Source organism: Marinobacterium maritimum, from assembly GCF_039523155.1.
Taxonomy (GTDB): domain Bacteria; phylum Pseudomonadota; class Gammaproteobacteria; order Pseudomonadales; family Balneatricaceae; genus Marinobacterium; species Marinobacterium maritimum.
This window is the reverse complement of record NZ_BAAAET010000001.1, coordinates 1,347,778-1,367,577: the sequence shown is the minus strand read 5'-3', so window position 1 is coordinate 1,367,577 and position 19,800 is coordinate 1,347,778. Positions and strand designations below refer to the sequence as shown.

The window sequence follows — 19,800 nt, the reverse complement described above, 5'->3', positions numbered from 1 at the left end:
TAAGTTTATGATTTAGAACGTGTATTTGTAGTAGGCCGCAACGTAGTCGCGGTCGGCATTGAGGTGGCCGAATGCCAGACTGCCGCGATCGTCTATGATGTCGTCGGTGTCAGTCAGGAACCAGACGTAGCTGGCGCCGAACTTGTGGCTGCCCAGATAGGTGAAGTCGGTCTTGAGGGCAAACTGCTCAGTACCTTCATTAAAGCTGAACTCAACTGAAGAGCGGCCATCGAAATCGTTGCGGTAGGTACCGGTGATATCCATATCGAGACCGCCGGCGAGGTTCAGGTAGCTGGCCTTCAGGCTCAGCACGGCGCTGGAGGCGCTGCGATCCTTTTTCAGACTGTCTACACCGCCGGCATAGTCAACATCAAGAATACGGTTGTGGGCGATCTCGCCGGTGAAACTCAGCGTGTCAGCCAGTGGGTTCTGCGGGAAGATATAGATCCCGGACACCTGCGCCTGTACGGCTTCACCGCGCGCATACTGGAATCCCGGTCCTGGAGTGCCGCCCGGACCGTAGTTCACGCTGACCGGAATACCGTCACGGTAGGAGATTTCCCCGCTGACGTTCATATCACCGAAGACGGTGCCGAAGCTCAGGCCGTAAAGGTCGATATCCTCATAGTAGTGCTGATTCAGGTTCATTGAGTCGCCTGAGAGGAACTCCAGGGCCGGAGTGAAATCGGTGTAGTTGATGTAGTACAGACCGAACTCGGTGCTGTTCAGGTTCTCGGCCAGATAACGCAGTGCAATACCATACTGACCCTTGTCCGGATCGCTTTCAGTTACGGGCATACCTGCGAAGGAATCGCCAACAGACTCCTGACCCAGGCCATTCAGGATGTTGAAATAGGTGCCCGGAGCATCGATACGGGTTTCTTGCCAGTCGTACTGGTAGTAGGCACCCAGAGACAGGGCATCACTGATTGTCAGTTCACCGTAAACCTGACCGATCGGCATGAAGATATCTTTCAGTGCGGTACCCGGAGCGTTTGCTTTGGTTGCATCCAGAGGCCCCATGGCAGTGGAGATGCCGCCCTGGATAAACAGGCTCTCACCCCAGTTGACCACCTGCTCACCGACACGCAGGCTCAGGTACTGGTCACCCAGATCGAAGCCGTGGTACCAGAACAGATCCTGCAGTTCGATCTTGGACTTGTGTTCGTCAATACCATCCTGCTGGTATTCGGCTGTGGCCAGGCCGTTATCATCGTAGACTTCGTCGTACCAGCCACGGGCACGGGCGAAAACACCCCCGTTACCGTAGTTGATATCCAGGTCAGTACTGAAGTTGACCTGGTTCTGGGTCATATCACCCTTGTCGAAGTTGTTGTTGCCATCGTTTACAAGGAAGCCAAGGCCGCCGAAATCCTGAATATTCGGATCCTGGCTCTCGCGACGCCACTGGGCGTTGTAGCCGACGGTGGTATCCACATCGACGGTGACACCGTTGTCCATTTCGAAACTCAGTGCCTGCGCCTGGCCTGTAGCTGCAGCGAATGCGGCTGCCAGCGTGGCCTGAGCGATCATCTTGCTGAGCGGTGTGCGCTTGAAGCGGTCTCTCGGTTGTACAGCGTGAGGTGTTCTCATTGTTGTTTCCTCGTGTGTTGTTTTTATAAAGGAATATGTTGAGATCAGGCGTGCTGTGGGGATGCCTGGGGGTTCACTACTAGCGAGCAGAAGACTGGTTGCTCTGGGGAATAGAGCCGCCATCCCTCCGTTGGGGAAAACAGGGAAGCACAAGCGTTGGTATACTTCGGCGTTGTGTAGGTCATGGTCTGGTCACGTCTTATTATTGTGTGTGGGACCGGGCTCGCACTGAGGACTTAGCCTGTAATGCGACTTTTGGTATGCTCCGGTCCTTCATCACTTGCTACTGGAGCAAGGGAAGCTGTTGCGACTTGCTTAAAACTCTATGATTGATGGGGAATTGTCGCTTGATAATTTGCGATCATCAGTTGACATATTGCGAACCGGGGGCGTTGCCGGAGTCGGCAGGATGTGATGAAGAGGAATGGTGATTGCGGGCTTACAGGCAGCGAGTTGCCTTAGCCATGCTGGCCGGGATGGAGCAGAACCTGCCAGGCCACAATACCCGAGCCGTTGCCTGGAGATCAGATCTCAAGCGATATCGCTATGGCGGTTGGATCGCTCGCAACAGGGGGAGCTGAACCTCTTCATGATGCTGGCTGGTAGCGTCGCTCTGGGCGCCCGACACTGCCATAACTGACGCCTGCTTCCAGCTCTCGGGTACTGACCAGATATTCCAGATAACGGCGTGCCGTGGTTCGGCTGGCTCCGATTGAAATGCCGACTTCTTCTGCGCTCAGCGGCTGCTCCTGATCCGCGAACACAGCACGTACCTTCTCCAGTGTCAGGGCATCGATCCCCTTGGGCAGGCGTTCCTCCTGAGTCGACTGGGTGGTGTTCAGGGTGTTATCGGCCGTGGTCGCTGTACGACGGGGCAGCATGCTGTCCACGTCGGCTTGTGCCAGCGAGTCCAGTGCATGCAGGCGATCAAGATGATCCCGGTATTGCTGCAGCGCTTCCTGCAGGCGTTCGAACACCAGCGGCTTGAGGATGTAGTCGAAAACGCCGCCGCGCAGCGCTTCCTTCAGGGTGTCGACCTCCCGTGCGGCGGTGATCAGGATGACATCCGTCGCGCTGTTACCGATACGCAGCTCGCGCAGCAGCTCAAGGCCGGTACCGGTCGGGAATTGGATGTCGAGCAGCAGCAGTTCCGGTTGCAGTACTTCAACAAGATCACGCGCCGTCTCCAGGCTGTGAGCGATGCCGACCAGTTCGAAGCCGGGTATGCGATCGAGGAATCGCTGTTGAATTTCCGCGATCTTTGGGTCATCTTCGGCAATTACGACGTGAATAGTCTCAATCATGCATGCCTCCTGGGTGTTTGGGAATATAGATGGTGATGCGGCTGCCCGAGGGGGTGCCGGGTTCGATGGTGATGGTGCCACCAAGCTGCTGCAGCTGGGTGCTGACAAGATGTAGCCCCAGTCCGTGACCGGGTTCGCTCTTGCTGGTGGTGCCCTTGGCGAAGATGCGTTGTTGGTCCTCGGGTGAAATGCCGGGGCCCCGGTCTTCAATTTCGAAAATCAGGTCGTTGCCCAGGTCGGTCATGCTCAATGTAACGGCTTGCTGAGGGCCGCCATGATTCAGCGTTGCTTCAAAGGCGTTATCGAGCAGGTTGCCGATGATGCTGACCAGCTTCTCGCGTGGCAGCTCCGGCGGCAGGTCGACCATCTGGCTGTCCGGGTCGATGGTCAGCATCAGGCCCAGCTCACGTGCGCGGTTGTACTTGCCCAGCAGGCAACCGGCCAGAATCGGGTCTGGGACTGCCTCCACCAGCAGGTGGATCAGGGCTTGATGGTCGCGGGTTTCCTGGCCGATCAGGTTGAGAGCCTCATCAGTGGCCCCGATCTGGATCAGACCTGCGATGGTGTGTAGCTTGTTGGAGTATTCATGGGCCTGGCTGCGCAGGCTGTCGGCATACTGGCGGATGCGGGTCAGCTGACGGCTGAGCAGGTCCAGCTCATCCTTGCGCCGGAAGCTGGAGACAACCCCGGTGATCCTGTCGCCCTGGTGCAGGGGCAGGCGGTTGACGATGAACTGAAGTTCACCGACACGTACCTCCTGGTCAAACTGGGGGGTGTCATTGGTCAGGACTTCGAGCATCCGGGTATCGGGAAACAGATGCTGGATTGGAGTTCCGGTAAGTGTGCTGTCCCTGGGCAGCCCCAGCATCCGACAGGCGGCATGGTTGACGGTGGTGATCAGGCCTTCGGCATTGATGGCGATGATCCCTTCGCGAACCGACTGCAGGGTAGCGTCACGTTCCTGGAACAGACGCCCGATCTGTTCGGGTTCGAGGCCGAAGATCGCCTTCTTGAAGTGCCCGGCAAACCAGATGGCGGTTAGCACACTGAAACCAAAGGCGCCCAGGATGACCAGTGCCAGTGTCAGGCGATAACGGTCTACGAGAGTTTCGACTCTGTCCAGCAGGTAACCTACAGAGACGATGCCGATGATTTTGTTGCCATCAGTGTCGAAAATGGGGGCGCGGGCACGCATGGAACGGCCCAGACTGCCCTCGGCGCGGGTGACCTGAGCCAGGCCCTGCACCAGAGTGGGCGACAGGTCGTCGTCATCGTCCTCCGACATCGACAGGCCCAGCCGTTCCTGATTCGGATGCGCGAGGCGAAGGCCATTGGAGTCGCCAATAACCACAAAGCGCGCCTGGGTTTTTTCGGCCAGAGACTGTGCAATAGGCTGCAATACAGCAGAGTTGCGTGTTTCAACCGCCTCAATAATCTGTGGGATAGCCGCAATGGTCTTGGCAACATGCAGGGCACGTTCACCCATCTGTTCCTGCAGCGAACTGCTCAGGTAGTGCAGGGCAAAGAGACCCAGCGCGCCGGTCTGTAATAGCGCGATCAGGCCCAGAATCAGGACCATTCGCGTCTTGAGCGGAAAATGCCGGATGGAAAATCGCATAGGCGCTATTATCGTTGTCGTTCGCCGATGATATTTGACCGATGATACCTGAAGCTTATGCCAAAACCCCGTGAACAGTATGAATAAAATGCCTTTTAAGCACTAAAAGCTCTTTAGTTTCATAAGCTTTCGGAGAACTTTAAGGCTGCATACGCTTACCTCAAGGCTCAGGCCCATACAACAATAAAAGAGGTAAACACTATGCTCTCTAAACTGATTTCTCGTCGTCGCTCCGCCGTTATGGCAACCGCACTGGTGGCCTGTCTTGGTTCCGGTATGAGTTCCGGTATGGCCCAGGCTGCCGTGGACAGTGTTCACTTTCTGATTCCCGGCGGCGCCGGCGGTGGCTGGGACGGTACTGCACGGGGTACTGGTGAAGCCCTGTCCAAGTCCGGCCTGGTAGAGACGGTTTCCTATGAAAACCTCTCCGGAGGCGGTGGCGGCAAGGCGATTGCTCACCTGATTGAGATTGCTGACCAGTCTCAGGACACCCTGATGGTCAATTCTACCCCGATCGTCATTCGTTCCCTGTCGAAGATGTTTCCCCAGTCTTTTCGTGATTTGACTCCGGTCGCCGCGACGGTTGGCGACTTCGGCGCTTTCGTGGTCAAGGCGGACTCCAAATACACCAGCTTTAACCAGCTCGCCGACGCCTATCTGGAGAACCCCCGTGCGGTCACCGTCGTGGGTGGTTCAGCACGTGGCAGCATGGATCACCTGGTTGCGGCGATGGCGTTCAAGGCGGCCGGCGGTGATCCGCGTCGGGTGAAATACCTGGCCTACGATGCCGGCGGCAAGGCGATGGCAGGCCTGCTCTCCGGTGAGGCCGATGTACTCTCTACCGGCTTCAGCGAAGCCTTGGTGCTGGCCGAAGCCGGTGAAGTACGCATTCTGGCGATGACCGGTCACGAGCGTTCGTCTGCCGCACCTGAAGTACCAACACTGCAGGAACTGGGTTATGACGCCAGCTTCGTCAACTGGCGTGGTTTCTTCGCTGCACCGGGGTTGCCGCAGAGCAAGCGTGACGAGTTCATCGGCGTGCTGGAAAAGATGTATGCCACTCCCGAGTGGGAAGCGGTACGCGACCGTAACGGCTGGGCCGAGGATTTCCGCCCCGGCGACGAGTTCGTGACCTTCCTGGAGCAGCAGGAGCAGGAGATCGGCACGTTGATGCGTGAGCTTGGCTTTCTGAAGTAATCCGCTGTACCTGCCCGGGGATATTCCCCGGGCCTGATTGGGAAGGGCTGTGGTGTTTGCTCTTCCTGTCCAGTTCGAGGAGTTTTCTCATGTTTATTACCAAAGACCATATCGGTGGCCTGGTATTTCTCTGCCTTTCGGTAGCCTATGGCTACTACGCAGGTCAGATCCCGCTGTTGCCGGGCGACGAATACGAGCCGTTCAATGCCCAGTCGTTGCCCAATGCACTGGCGATCATCGGCGGAGTACTGTCAATCGCGCTGCTGGTGACCGCTGAGTGCTCTACCGAGGGCCGTCTGAAACTGGCTGGCTACGATTTCTGGCTGGTCGCCAAACTCTTAATGCTGGTGTCGCTGTTTGCGCTGGCGCTGCCCTGGCTTGGTTTCACCCTGTCTACCATCCTGTTTCTGGTTGGTGGCTACTGGCTGTTGGGTGTGCGCCGTATCAAGACCCTGCTGCTGGCGTCTGTGCCTTTCGCGGTCGTGCTCTGGTTCCTGTTGTCCCAGCTGCTGGATATCTATCTGGCACCGGGTCGTTTGTTCAGCGTGCTGATGGGAGGCTGATGCCATGTGGGATGGAATACTGACTGGCCTGACCACTGCGGTCATGCCCTTTAACCTGCTGATGGTCGTGGTCGGCTGCTTTGCCGGCACCTTCATCGGCATGCTGCCGGGGCTGGGCCCCATTTCAGCCGTGGCGCTGATGATTCCGATCACCTACGGTCTGGACCCTGCGTCCGGCATTATTCTGATGGCGGGTGTCTACTATGGTGCCGTCTTCGGAGGCTCCACTTCCTCTATCCTGATCAACGCGCCCGGTTGCGCCAGTACCGTAGTCACCGCGTTTGACGGCTATCCATTGGCCCAGCAGAAGCAGGCGGGCAAGGCGCTGGCACTGGCGGCATACTCCTCGTTCACGGGGGGTACCATCGGTGCCATCATCCTGCTGTTTGCCGCACCGGCGCTGGCTTCGGTTTCGCTGAGCTTTCAGTCCGGTGATTATTTCGCGCTGATGCTGCTGGGCCTGACCGCCGTGGCGGCGTTCTCCGGCAAGGGTCAGGTGATCAAGGCGCTGCTGATGACAGTGTTTGGTCTGATGATTGCGACTGTGGGCACGGATATTACTTCAGGTACCACACGCTTTACCTTCGGCAGTGTCGACTTGATCGACGGGGTGAGCTTCCTGCTGCTGGCGATGGCCACCTTTGCGCTCACCGAAGTGGTGATGACCGTCATGCGTGGCCAGCACACTGAAGAGGAGTCCGAGATGGATATGGCCGCTCTCGGCAGCATGAAACTGAGCAGGGAGGAAGTGAAGGAAGTGGCACCGACCATCGGTCGTTCTTCCGTGTTTGGTTTCATTGTCGGTGTTTTGCCTGGGGCGGGCGCTACTATCGCATCCTTCCTGGCCTATGGTCTGGAACGTAACCTGGCATCCGCCAAGGAAAAGCTGAAATTCGGCAAGGGCTCACTGCGTGGTTTGGCGGCACCGGAATCCGCCAACAATGCCGCGTCCACAGGCTCTTTTGTACCCTTGCTGACGCTGGGTATTCCGGGTTCGGGCACCACCGCCATTATGCTCGGTGCGTTGATCGCCTATGGCATTCAGCCGGGTCCGCGCCTGTTCATGGACAACCCCGATGTGTTCTGGTCGGTGATCATCTCCATGTATTTCGGCAACCTGGTGCTGCTGATTCTTAACCTGCCGCTGATTCCATACATTTCGCGCCTGCTGGCGATTCCGCGGCCGATCCTGATTCCACTGATCCTGTTCTTCTCGATCACCGGTGTCTACCTGGTCAGTTTCAACACCTTCGATATTCAGATGATGGTGCTGATCACGGTGATCGCCATTTTCCTCAAGCTGCTGGCGTTTCCGATGGCGCCGATGCTGCTGGGCTTTATCCTCGGCGGCATCATGGAAAAGAACCTGGGGCGTGCGCTGACCATGACTGACGGCAGCTTCTCTTTCCTCTGGGATCGTCCTTTGACGTTGACCATCACTCTGATTGCCGTTGCTGTGTTGCTGTTCCCGCTGCTGTCAGCCTTGCTGGGCAAGGTGCGCACGCGGGGTGCGGAGGTGGCGGTTAACGAAGGCGAAGGTTAAGCATTACTCTGCGAGCGTGTCGGATAGCCGGGGCAGGCCAGGATGGTCAGACGCCTCGAGTCTATCCGCTTCAGATACCGGCTTATGCCGGTATCTTTTTTTCTGCCTGGTGGACAGGGGATGGATAGATCTCGCATCGGTTGCGGCCATTTCCCTTGGCCTTGTACAACGCCTTGTCAGCGTACTTGAGTACCTGCGCCGGCTCATGGGCCTGAAGAGGCCATTCGGCAATACCGATGGAAATGGTGATGCGCCCAACGTCCGGCATTTCAGTATTGGCCACCTGTTGACGTAAACGCTCGGCCAGCTCTTTGGCGGTATTCAACTGGGCGTTGGGTAACAGAATGATGAACTCCTCGCCACCGGTTCGGCAGGGCAGGTCTTCCTTGCGGGTGCAGGCGCGCATCAGCTGGGCTAAAGCCTGGAGCACAAGATCGCCTGAATCATGACCGTAGGTATCGTTGACGCGTTTGAAGTGGTCAATATCGATCGCCAGTACGCTGAAGGGGGTGCACTCATGCTCGAGCATCTCCAGGGCCATTTCGCTGCCGCGGCGGTTGTTCAGCCCGGTTAACGGGTCAGTCGCGGCGTCATTCTTGAGCTGTCCGATCCGTGTATGCAACAGGTTGACGCCCAGTAGCATGGCGCGTTTGAGCTCGGCACTTTCAAAATACCAGGAGCGCACTCTTTGAATGCGTTTTGCGGTGCAGGGGTGATCCAGGGTCTGTGCATTATCCGCTAATTGCCACAGGGGGCGTGAAATCAGTCGAGCCAGCCACCAGATCAGCAGCAGCGTGATCAGTGCCAAAGGTAGCGTATGACGGATTACGATCTGCATCTGGCTGTTCAGGGGAGCCAAGGTTGCTTCCAGGGGGCGCTGGGCGACAATCCCCCAGCTGGCAACCTTGATAGGTGCATAGCCGGCGAGCATCTTGGTGCCCTGGCTGTTCCGGACCTGTTGGGTACCGTCTTCACCGCTGATAACGGCTTCAATCACGGAGTTGCCGGTTACCTGTGATCCGATGCGACCCGCATCCGGGTGATAGAGCAGGCGTCGGTTCTGATCAACAACATACAGATAGGAACCATCTTCGTAATAATGCTTGCCGAGCAGATCGTTGAGGATGCTGCGTTCTTTCAAATAGAGTGAGCCGCCGACATAGCCAAGGTACTGCCCAGACGGTGAAAAGACGGGGTGTGAGATAAACACCAGCAAGTTGTTGGCGGCCGAGATATAAGGCGCACTGATCAGCGGTTTCTGTTCCCGCAACGCCTGAACGGCACCGGGGGATGCCAGCTGTTCTCCCAGGATCTGCAGCGTTTCGGGTGAAGTTGCCAGCACTTGTCCGGTTTGGTCGACGATGACGACCGAGTTAAAGCTGTTGGTCTGGTTAAGCAAACGGTCAGCGGTATGTTGCAGCAGTTTTCGGTTATCCATCTGGGCCGAGAGTTCAACTGCGCTGAAGGCAAACTGCTGTTGAGCAGCGCGCAGAAAATTCTCGGTTGAGGTGGCCAGCTTGCTGGCGTAAACATGATTGCTTTCAAGTGTTTGATCGATCAGCAGCTGGCGTTGGACTTGATAGCTGGCATTGAGTCCATTGATTAGGGTGACAGCTGCGGAGGCAAAAGCGAGGAGCAGGATTAACCGTCTCAGATCGAGCCGGAAAAAGTTTTTGATAAACACGTCATACTTTCCCTGAACTACGTGGGGGCAACTTCACAGCGAAAGTTGGTGAAATTAGGTGTCCTGTCTTCCGGTCAGCGGAGCGGCTTCACGGCGGCTCAGGTCTGAAAACGAACCTGGCAGAGGGTAGCAGTTATACCTTGGTCGATAAAGAACTCCATCCAGAGTCGCTGATGATCCTGCAGTCGATCGTTGGGGCCTTTGACTTCAATCAGTTGATAGCTGTTATGTGCCGGAGACAGGCAAATCAGATCCGGCATGCCTCGGCGGTGATGGCGCAGGTCGAGCAGCAGGTGCCTGAAGATGGCGCTGAGGTGTTCAGCTGGAATGCATGCCAGGACCTGCTCAACCAGGGTCGTCTCCAGAGTGGGCCAGTGGATCAGGCTGCATCGGGTACCGCGTTTCTGTTCCAGAGTCTGCAATATCGCGGTGCGGTATTGCCCATCTGCGAGCTGACGAAACCCTGCGTCAATCAAAGGCTGGCGTTTCAGAACGAAGTCGGGGTGATACAGGTCCGCCGGGCCGGACTGAAAGGGATGAAAGAAAGCGCCCTTGACAGGTGCGTAGAGCGCCGGCCAGAACAGCAGGGCAAAGAGTCCGGTGAACAACTGGTTTTCGACATGCCAGGCCCGCCAGCCTTGTGTCTGCAGGTCATCGATGACCAATGTTTCGACCCTGAGGGAGTCGGAGGGCTCAAGTGTCAGTTCGAGCTGCGGGATGGCTGTTTTGGATTGGGGTTTGATGGGTCGCCCCGACTTTTTGGCACTGCGCTGCTGGATGCGCTGGATGCGTATACGGGCTTCTGGCTGAGAGACCTGGTCCAACGCCTCCTCTGCCGCCAGGCAGGTTGCTTCGGCGGTGGCGCTCTTCTCCATCAGGCGAAGGTAGCGAATACGAGCCTCTCGGTGGGGGTTGTCACGATACAACGCCAAAGCGGTTGTCAGATCACCGCTACGTTCGACTGCATGCCCCAGTGCAAACGCCAGTTTCTGGCGGCGGTTCTCAAGCCAGTCGGTAGGGCAGGCGGCTGGAAGCAGGGCATGCAGTGGCTCAAGCTCGTTTCCATCCTCGAGTTTCTGTCTCAGCTGGTGTAGTTGCAGGTAGAGATCAACTTCGCTCCGCTGGCTGAAGGCCCGGTTGTGTGTGTCCATCGATACCGGTTCATAGCGCTGGTGGCCAAGCTCGGTCAACACGAACTCCGACCAGTCCTGATGCAAGTTGCCAAAAAACATCAGCCGCATGCGGTCCATCAGCGGCATACAACTTAGCCGAAGCAGTGTGAAAGGGGCCTGGGGCCACCAGTCAGCAAGTGGCTGTGCCGGCAGGTCGTAAGCGGGCAACAGGACTTGCAGATCGCGCTTGCGCAGCTTGCTGTCGAGCGACTGCTCCGGCCAAAGCGATTGGCACACTTGCAGCAGTTCATGCTTGCGGCACAGGCTGGACAGGGTTTTGGCATCGCAGTGGGCGCTATAGTCAATCAGACCTGCCTGCGCAAGCTGATTGAGGGACTCAGTCGGCTGCGGTATTTCAGCATAGTTAAGCTGGTCACTACGGAACCACTCTCCTTTGCGCATCACCATGCGAAACAGCAGCGCCTGGGCTTCGTCTGGTAGACTGAGCAGCTGCTTCAGTTGCTGGTGTTCATCGGTCAGCAGCAGGTCTGGATGAACCTGCATGACCCAGTTGAGCAGCGTACGGGCATTGTGCAGATAGTAAAACGGCTCCGAAAGGTCGGCCGGGCGGATGGCTGAAAGAGGCTGAGTGTCCACTGTATGTCGGGCAGTATCGACAGCTGCTGTGCTGCTGTTCGGGGTCAGGAGTAAATAATGACCATACAGAAAAAGATATTCTATCGCCAGGGACCGGACCATCGTGCCGGGCAGGCGGTAGACTTCGTCGATATACGGCGTCGTTTCGATTTTCGCGCCATTCAGCTGGGGCGCTGGGTCACGGCTGTCGAGCGGGAGAGGGCGGCGGGCCTGTTCTACGATGCGCTCTGTGATCTGATGCAGATCCTGCAGGGGCCGGAGGTGCTGATCTCGCTGCGTGGTACCCTGAGTCTGCAGTATGGCACCGGTGGGCGGCCGGGGGTATCCGCACACTATGACCCGGCACAACGTACCTTTTCCCTGGCCAAGAACGCCGGCCCGGGCAGTATTGCTCATGAATGGTTTCACGCGCTGGATCACTATCTGGCCGACAAAGTGTTCAGCGACGCCCCTTCAGGGATGTTTGCGTCTACAGCCTGGCTGGAAGATGCGACTCCGGTGGTGCATCCCCTGAACGATCACTTTATCCGCTGCCTTCAGGCGGTTCTTCTGGCGCCGGGGGGGCAGGAACCCAGCGAGCTCTTTCGTCGCTCGGTCGAGATGGATCGGCGTCTTGGCGTCAGCTATTACAGCCGTCCAGAGGAGCTTTGTGCTCGGTCATTCGAGGCATTTGTGCAGGATAGTCGTATCAAAAATAACTTTCTGGTCAAGGGCACACGGCAGTCCGAGGAGGCCAAGGCGGGTTTATACCCGAATGGCGAGCAACGTGACAGGGTCAATAGGACCTTTGAAGAGTATTTTTCCGGGCTGGGACGTGCACTGAATAAAATGTCCTGTTAAATGCAACAGAATGTAGCCATATTAGCCTAAATGTTCATTGTTTTCCGGTAGTTAGGTCCCTAGAATCGCGCGCTCTTCAAATCCACCAACAAGAGCGTTTATGTCTAAGGCACACTCTTCTAGCTACCAGGGACGGCGAAAGCCACGTGCGGAATTTGCCACGCGTGCCGACTATTTGGATCACGAACTACAGATCATGGAGCCCAAGCGCTGGCGTCCTAACCTGCCGTTTCGCGATTACCGCTTTGAAGTCGAGGATTGGGTACCGGCCATGGCCGCCACCATCGGTAAAATCGTGATGGTGGCGGCGATTGTCGCTGCATTTGCAACTCAGTTGGGTCTGTCCAACGAGTTTGTGATCGAAAACGTACGTTACGAGCTGCTGATTGCAGCTGTACTCTTCGTAATTCTGGTGTCGGGCTTTCTTAACCCGACGGCCAACCTGGCGGGAACCCACGGACCACTGATTCCCTTGATCCCGCTGATTGTAGCCTCCGGTGGCCATCCGATGGCGCTGGGTCTGCTGATCGGTGTGTTCGGTTTTATCCTTGGTATCACCAAGGGGGGCAGCCTGCTGGCCAAGCTGACCAGTAACGGGGTCTGTGGCGGCCTGCTGCTGTATCTGGGCTTTATCGGTGTAACCGGCCAGATCAAGAAGCTGTTTGCCTGGGCGGAAGGCTTTGATATGGCCTATCTGGCCTTTATCGTCATTCTCGGCACCATCATCATGTATGCGTATCTGGAGCACATCCAGAAGCGCTGGCTCGCGGTGCCGCTGGGCGCGGTGCTGGCGGCGGGTATCTCCTTTGCACTGGGCGCTCCCTTTGAGTTCACCACTGAGCCGGGCATGCCCAACCTGAACCCCATGTACTGGTGGGGTGAGGATACCGGTTGGCAGCTGGGTCTGCCGCAGCTGCATCACTTTATCGCCGTGGCGCCCTTTGCCATTCTGGCCGTGGCCATGTGGTCACCGGACTTCCTGGGTCATCGCGTGTTCCAGCAGATCAACTATCCGCCGAAAACGGAGAAGGTGCTGATGGACATCGACGATACCATGGTGTCGGCATCTGCTCGTCAGGTCACCGGCAGCCTGCTCGGTGGCGGCAACATTGCGTCCTCCTGGGGTACCTACATCGTACCGGCGGCGATTGCGCGTCGTCCTATTGCGGCAGGTGCCATCCTGACTGGTCTGCTCTGCATCGTTGCGGCGATCTGGGGTTACCCGATGGACCTGGCGATCTGGCAGCCGGTATTGAGTGTGGCGCTGATCGTAGGTGTTTATCTGCCGTTGCTGGAAGCCGGCATGCAGATGACCCGTGAAGGCAAGACCACTCAGTCTGCTGCTGTAGTGATCTTCTCCTCGGCGCTGGTGAACCCGGTATTCGGCTGGTCGCTGACCGTGCTGCTGGATAACCTGGGCCTGATCGGCTGCAAGGAGCGTGGCAAGGAGCTGGGACACGTGGGCCGTTGGGTGGTACCCGGAATCGTGTTCATCATCCTCTGTGGCCTGATGGCCGGCATCGGCATGTTCCCGGGCCTGCCGCCACTGCTGGAATCCTTCCGCACGCTGCACTAAAACTGCATTACATCGGGCCGGCTGCATGCCGGCCCGATCATTTCCTGTTCTCTGCTCTTTTTTTCCGCTTTCCTGTTCGTATTCGCAATTGGCCAGTTATCCTGGCAGGTCGTTGTGGGTCATTGCCTGTCACAAATGTCATGCTTTATTGAAAAGTCCTGTGATAGAATTGTTCTGAACCGGTTTTAATGAATCGAGATCCAGCACTTTTTCTCGTTCAATGAGAAATGACGATCAGAGGGAAGCAACTCTTGGCAGTAACCGATACGACCAATCAACGACACACCATCCTGATTGTTGACGATGCGGCCGAAAACCTGCTGCTGCTCGGGGAGCTGTTACAGGTCGACTATCGTGTACGGGCTGCCAACTCCGGTCAGCGCGCTTTGCAGGTGGCCAACAGTGAGCCGCGCCCGGATCTGATTCTGCTTGATGTGATGATGCCGGGGATGGACGGTTATGAGGTGCTCAGCCGGTTGCGTGAACAGGAGGAAACCCGCGCCATCCCGGTGATTTTCATAACCGCGATGAATGGTTCTGAAGATGAGGAAAAGGGGCTGAGGCTCGGTGCAATGGACTACATTACCAAGCCGTTCAGTCCGCCGATCGTGCAGGCACGCGTCAAAACGCAGCTGGAGTTGAAAGCGGCACGTGACCGGCTGTCTGGACAGAACCAGTGGCTGGAGTGTGAAGTGAATCGGCGCATGCAGGAGAACATGCTGGTTCGTGATCTTAGCGTGCGAGCCTTGGCGTGTCTGGCAGAAGTGCGTGATCAGGAGACCGGGCTTCATATTGCCCGTACTCAAACCTACGTTGAGATTCTGGCGCGGCAGCTGGCCAGTCATCCCCGTTTCCGTTCAGCGCTGGAAGGCAGCAAGCTGGAGGAGATTGTGCGGGCTGCGCCGTTGCACGATATCGGCAAAATCGGCATTCCAGACTCCATTCTGCTCAAGCCCGGAAAGCTGACAGCGGCAGAGTTCGAGGTTATGAAAACGCACTCAGAGGTCGGCGCCCAGGCGATCGAAAGTGCGATTCAACAGGCCCTCTCGGCGATGGGCGATAGCACGGCGCTGCAGGTGAAAGATGCCGCGCATTTCTTGCATGTGGCCAGTGAAATAGCGCGCTACCATCATGAAAAATGGGATGGAAGTGGTTACCCGAAAGGGTTGGTCGGTGAGGAGATTCCAGTCGCGGCCCGTTTAATGGCGCTGGCGGACGTATTCGATGCGCTCACCAGTCACCGGGTTTATAAGGACGCCATGGCATTCGATGCCACCGTTGAAATCATCAGGGCTGGCAAGGGAACACACTTTGATCCGGATGTCGTCGACGGTTTCCTGTCCTGCCGGGAACGCTTTTTCGATATTTCCTGCGCCTTGCGTGACGCCTGAATGATCCTGCATGCGGTTGTGCCGGAGGGCTAATGTTGATGAAGTTATTACGGCTGAAAGCAGGCCTGTTTCTGTTGGCGGCGATCCTCGTGATTTCACTGCTGATTCTCAGAGATGGCCTGGCGCCCGAGCAGGAAGGGAGCCTCTCGCCTCTGCGCGTGGTCGTGGCCGATGCCCAGCCTCCCTTCGCCTACCGAGACGAAGAGGGCGTGCTGCAGGGACTGATCGTTGACCGCTGGACACTATGGCAGGACAAAACCGGCCGCCTGGTCGATATGAATGGGATGCCCTGGGCCGATGCCCAAGCCGCCATTCTGAACGGAGATGCGGATGTCATCGACGGCATGACGATTACGCCGGAGCGATTGCATACCTTCCTCTTCTCGGAGCCATGGATCGAGATCGATGTGGTGCTGTTTTATGACCAGAGTATCCGCGGTATCACCGATGCGGAGTCGGCGCGGGGGTTTCTGGTGGGTGTTCGTAAGGGGGATGCCTGCGAGGGGTTCTTGCATGGTAAGGGCGTCGACAACCAGGCGCGATTTGTCAATTACCCGGATATGGTGGCCGCTGCGGGTCAAGGCGGGATCAATGTTTTTTGCGGTCATGATCCCCTGGTCAATTTCTACCTTGGGCAGCAGGGCCTGGAGAAGCAATTTCGTCATACTGAGCCACTGTATACCTCGACAGGGCGTTGGGCGGTGCCAGTGGGGGATGCCCGGCTAAGGGATGAAATTGCAGCGGGCTTTGGCCGGATCCGTTCGGCAGAGAGCGAAGCTCTGTGGGACAAATGGCTGGGCATAACGTTCAAGGCAGCTGACGTACCTGCATGGGTATCCTGGGTGCTCTATGCGTCCATGTTTTTGCTGCTTGCCCTGTTTGCGGCACTGGTCTGGCTCAGGTTGTTGCGACGGTCGGTGGAGCAGCGTACGGCGGAGCTGGCAGAAAGCGAAGAACGCTTTCGCATGCTGTTCGAAAATACCCGTCAGGCGATTGCATTAATGGAAGATGGACGCTTCATTGCAGCAAATCAGGCAACCCTGGACATGCTCAATATGCGGGATTTTTCACAGTTGAAAGGGAAAACGCCACTGGATATCTCGCCAGAAAATCAGCCGGACGGAGAGCGTTCAGCCGTGGCTTTGCTCAAGGTGCTGGGTGCTGTCGCGGCCCAGGGCAGCGTGCGTACCGAGTGGCAGAGCCTGAGAGCTAACGGGGACGATTTCCCGGCAGAGATCATGCTGACCGCCATACGCCGTGATGACAGAGATATCCTGCACATTGTCTGGAATGACATTTCGATCCGCAAACAGGCTGAAGCAGAGTTGCAACAGCATCGCTTGCACCTGGAGGAACTCGTCGCAGAGCGTACTCAGGAGCTTAGTCAGCTGGCTGAAAGCCTGCAGGAGGCCAATAGTCAGCAGCAGGCGCTGTTCGATGCGGCGATGGCCGGCATTCTGTTTGTGCGTGACCGCCGGGTGCTGCGCTGCAACCGTGGTCTGGAGCAGATGCTTGGCTATGATTCCGGTGAGCTGCTGGGGCAATCCACCCGTTGCTGGTATCCCGATGAAGAAACTTTCGTGGCGATTGGTGAGCACCTGGTCAGTGCGCATCAACGACAGGGGTACTTTAGTGAAGAACATGAGCTGGTGCGCAAGGATGGCTCACGTTTCTGGGGGCGGATGCAGGCCCGGGCCATTGATCCCGACGATTTGAGTAAAGGGATGGTCGGCATGTTGATCGACATTACCGCTGAAAGAGCGGCGATGGCCCAAATGGAACAGGCCCGGCGGCTGGCCGAGGAGGCTGCGCGTACCAAGGCGGATTTCCTGGCCAACATGAGCCATGAGATTCGCACACCGATGAACGCCATCATCGGTATGACGCACCTGCTGCAACGGACCGAACTGGATGAACGTCAGCATAACTTTCTGACCAAGGTCGAGCGTTCCAGCAGGCACCTGCTCAGTGTTATCAACGATATTCTGGATTTCTCCAAAATTGAAGCCGGCAAGATGCCGCTTGAGCAGGTCGAGTTCAGTCTGGAAGACCTGGTTACCGAAGTGAGTGACGTTCTGGCTGCACGCGTGGCCGAGAAAGGCCTGGAACTGATTGTCGGCATCGATGCTCGCTTGCCGGACAGGTTGATCGGCGACCCCCTGAGGCTGCAGCAGATTTTGCTCAATTTCGCCAATAATGCAGTCAAGTTTACCGACAGTGGCGAGATTGAGATTCGTGCTGAGTATGTCAGCCGCCAGGGGCGGCAGGTTGAACTGCGGTTAAGCGTGAGGGACACGGGAATAGGCATGTCGCAAGAGCAGCAGAACAAACTGTTCCGCAGCTTTTCTCAGGCTGACGGCTCAACTACACGCAAGTATGGCGGAAGCGGCTTGGGACTGGTGATTTCGAAGCGCCTGGCAGAGTTGATGGGGGGGCAGGTCAATGTGGACAGCACCTTGGGTGAGGGCGCCTGTTTCCAACTGTCACTCTTGCTGGAAGCGGCCGCTGAGCAGCCGGGCAACCGTTTGCTGCCGATGCCTGATCTGAGAGGGTTGCGGGTTCTGGTGGTGGATGACAACCGTTGTGCCCGCGATGCAATTGGCGACATGCTGACGCTGATGCAGTTCCAGCCGGATGCCGTGGCCAGCGGGAGGGAAGCGCTGGAGCGGCTGGCGGCTGCCCAGGCGGAAGGCAAACCCTACCAGCTCGTGCTGCTGGATTGGCAGATGCCTGGTCAGGACGGGCTGGAAACCGCCCGGTGCATACGCAGTCTTTACCCGAAAACGCCCCCCCGATTGGCACTGCTGACCCCCTTTGGTATAGAACCGCCGAATCAGCTTCGTGTGAAACTGGATGCGGTGCTGACCAAACCGGTACAGCCTTCACAGTTGTTCGATACCCTGATCCAGCTGTTGCAGCAGGACTCGGCACCCCGTAGCAATAGCGAGGAGTGTCGTTCGAGCGCCAAGGATCGGAACATCGGGTTGCAGCGTCACTTGCCAGCTGGCCGGGTCCTTCTGGTTGAGGATAATGTGCTCAACCAGGAGGTCGCCGTTGAGTTGTTGCGCCAGGGCGGGCTGGCCGTGGATGTGGCAAGTAACGGTGCTCAGGCGCTGGAGAGAGTGTCCAGCCAGCAGTACGACCTGGTGCTGATGGACATGCAGATGCCTGTTATGGATGGGCTGACCGCGACGCGTCGGCTGCGTGCCCAGAAGGATTATAAGAACCTGCCCATTGTAGCCATGACCGCCAATGTAATGGCCGATGACCGTGAAGCGTGCATCGCGGCCGGTATGGACGATTACCTGGCCAAGCCGATCGATCCAGAGAAACTCTGGGCCGCCTTGAGGCGATGGATCAAACCTGAGAAGAGTGCCCATAACGGCGATATCATGCCGGCGACGGGTAGCTCGTCTGAGTCAGAGTGTCGGTTGCCCGACATCGACGGGCTGGATATGACAACAGGACTGCGTCTTGCTTTGCACGATTCCGGGTTGTATCGCCAGTTGCTGCAGCGCTTTCTCAGTGGTCAGCAAAAGTGTGATGACGCGGTCAGAGAGGCGCTATCCCGGCAGGATGTCGAAACTGCACTGCGTCTGGTTCATACCCTGAAAGGTAATGCCAGTCAGATTGGGGCGGCCAGGCTGGCAGAACAGGCTGCAGCCTATGAGCAAAAACTGAAAGAGGCTGTGGCTACACCCGCCGAGTCGCTGCCGCAGCCGCCTGAAGAGTTGTTTGTTTGCCTGAAGCAGCTGCTGCAGTCGCTCCATGAAGGGCTGTCCGAAAATGACTTGGCACCGGCAGTCGCCGTGGCAGCTGATGTGAAAGGGGCTGAACACCTCTGTGCGCAGTTGGAGCAATTACTGGCAGCGGATGACTTTGGCGCTGGGCAGCTGCTGCATGATGAATCCAGAGTGTTCAGACAGGTATTGGGGCGTCGCTATGAGCCTCTGTGTAAGGCGATAGACAATTTCGAGTACGGGCAGGCACTTATGATTATCAGAGGTGAGGCGGGCAGAGATTGACGGGGCGCAAGCCTTGGTGACTTAAGATAGATGTCTCAAATGTCATGTTAGCCTTAAGTGCGGGGGGCTGCTACTATCGTTTGGGATTGTAGCGAGGATGAAGATGAAAACACTCACCACTGGTGAAATCGCCAAAATGTGTGACGTCAATCTGCGGACGGTAATCCGCTGGATTGATCGCGGTGACTTGAAAGGCTTCAAACTGCCGGGTCGCGGGAATAATCGTGTCCAGCTTGAAGATTTTCTGCACTTTTTGCAAGCGCATGGCATGCCGATACCGCCTGAGCTCAGTAGTGAGGAGAACTCCCGCATACTGATTATCGATGACGAGGCGGCTGTAGCCCGCTCCATTGGTCGAGTCTTGCGCAGTGCCGGCTATGACACGGAAATTGCAAACGATGGTTTTCAAGGCGGCAGCCTGCTGATGAAGCAGCAGCCAGCCCTGGTGACCCTCGACCTGCGCATGCCTGGCATTAGCGGTTATGACGTCCTCAAGTTTATTCGCACGACGCCTGAAACAGCGACGACCAAGGTAATCGTGATCTCGGCACTTGACCAGCCCTCGCTGCAGCGCGCGCTGGATGAAGGTGCCGATGCTGTGTTGTCGAAACCTTTTGATAATCAACAGCTGACCGACCTGGTCAAGGCGCTCTTGCCGTTGCAGGGGCAGCAGCACACGAGTCCGGCAGAATAACGC

General features: G+C 57.2%; 13 protein-coding genes. 8 read left to right on the top strand and 5 right to left on the bottom strand.

All coding sequences use genetic code 11. From position 1 onward, the window contains the following. Positions 1 to 12 precede the first annotated feature (12 nt). The 3 genes from ABD013_RS06245 to ABD013_RS06235 form a co-directional block, all read right to left on the bottom strand. Positions 13 to 1,593, bottom strand: coding sequence for a DUF1302 domain-containing protein (locus ABD013_RS06245; protein ID WP_343803804.1), 1,581 nt, complete (start codon positions 1,591 to 1,593; stop codon positions 13 to 15). A gap of 587 nt (positions 1,594 to 2,180) precedes the next feature. Further along, positions 2,181 to 2,897: a response regulator gene (locus ABD013_RS06240; RefSeq protein ID WP_343803801.1), complete on the bottom strand. Its 717-nt coding sequence runs from the start codon at positions 2,895 to 2,897 to the stop codon at positions 2,181 to 2,183. Further along, positions 2,890 to 4,515, bottom strand: coding sequence for an ATP-binding protein (locus ABD013_RS06235; protein WP_343803799.1), 1,626 nt, complete (start codon positions 4,513 to 4,515; stop codon positions 2,890 to 2,892). The genes ABD013_RS06240 and ABD013_RS06235 overlap by 8 nt, the downstream gene beginning before the upstream one ends. Positions 4,516 to 4,716: 201 nt before the next feature. Between ABD013_RS06235 and ABD013_RS06230 the strand changes: the two genes are divergently transcribed. From ABD013_RS06230 to ABD013_RS06220, 3 genes are all read left to right on the top strand, one after another. Continuing rightward, on the top strand, positions 4,717 to 5,712 hold the full coding sequence (locus ABD013_RS06230) for a tripartite tricarboxylate transporter substrate binding protein (RefSeq protein WP_343803796.1): 996 nt from the start codon (positions 4,717 to 4,719) through the stop codon (positions 5,710 to 5,712). A gap of 89 nt (positions 5,713 to 5,801) precedes the next feature. Then, positions 5,802 to 6,275 carry a tripartite tricarboxylate transporter TctB family protein gene (locus tag ABD013_RS06225; RefSeq protein WP_343803793.1) on the top strand — a complete coding sequence of 158 codons (474 nt, stop codon included), beginning with the start codon at positions 5,802 to 5,804 and terminating at the stop codon, positions 6,273 to 6,275. Positions 6,276 to 6,279: 4 nt separating this feature from the next. Continuing rightward, positions 6,280 to 7,818, top strand: coding sequence for a tripartite tricarboxylate transporter permease (locus ABD013_RS06220; protein ID WP_343803790.1), 1,539 nt, complete (start codon positions 6,280 to 6,282; stop codon positions 7,816 to 7,818). A gap of 82 nt (positions 7,819 to 7,900) precedes the next feature. On the opposite strand, the gene ABD013_RS06215 is transcribed toward ABD013_RS06220, so the two are convergent. Next, positions 7,901 to 9,502: a sensor domain-containing diguanylate cyclase gene (locus ABD013_RS06215; protein ID WP_343803788.1), complete on the bottom strand. Its 1,602-nt coding sequence runs from the start codon at positions 9,500 to 9,502 to the stop codon at positions 7,901 to 7,903. Positions 9,503 to 9,600: 98 nt separating this feature from the next. After that, positions 9,601 to 11,271: a VRR-NUC domain-containing protein gene (locus tag ABD013_RS06210; RefSeq protein ID WP_343803786.1), complete on the bottom strand. Its 1,671-nt coding sequence runs from the start codon at positions 11,269 to 11,271 to the stop codon at positions 9,601 to 9,603. Between the two features lie 57 nt (positions 11,272 to 11,328). Here ABD013_RS06210 and ABD013_RS06205 point away from each other — a divergent pair, with 57 nt between their 5' ends. The 5 genes from ABD013_RS06205 (at position 11,329) to ABD013_RS06185 (ending at position 19,797) form a co-directional block, all read left to right on the top strand. Then, positions 11,329 to 12,111 (top strand): CLCA_X family protein, encoded by a 783-nt coding sequence (locus ABD013_RS06205; RefSeq protein WP_343803784.1) that lies wholly within the window; start codon positions 11,329 to 11,331, stop codon positions 12,109 to 12,111. Positions 12,112 to 12,211: 100 nt separating this feature from the next. Beyond that, positions 12,212 to 13,687 (top strand): DUF3360 family protein, encoded by a 1,476-nt coding sequence (locus tag ABD013_RS06200; RefSeq protein WP_343803781.1) that lies wholly within the window; start codon positions 12,212 to 12,214, stop codon positions 13,685 to 13,687. Positions 13,688 to 13,938: 251 nt separating this feature from the next. Then, positions 13,939 to 15,078, top strand: coding sequence for an HD-GYP domain-containing protein (locus ABD013_RS06195; RefSeq protein ID WP_343803778.1), 1,140 nt, complete (start codon positions 13,939 to 13,941; stop codon positions 15,076 to 15,078). A 38-nt stretch (positions 15,079 to 15,116) separates the two neighbouring features. After that, complete coding sequence (locus ABD013_RS06190; RefSeq protein WP_343803775.1) at positions 15,117 to 19,103, top strand: response regulator; 3,987 nt, start codon at positions 15,117 to 15,119, stop codon at positions 19,101 to 19,103. Positions 19,104 to 19,206: 103 nt separating this feature from the next. Next, a complete protein-coding gene (locus ABD013_RS06185) occupies positions 19,207 to 19,797 on the top strand; it encodes a response regulator (protein WP_343803772.1) in 591 nt (196 codons plus the stop codon). Positions 19,798 to 19,800 lie beyond the last annotated feature (3 nt).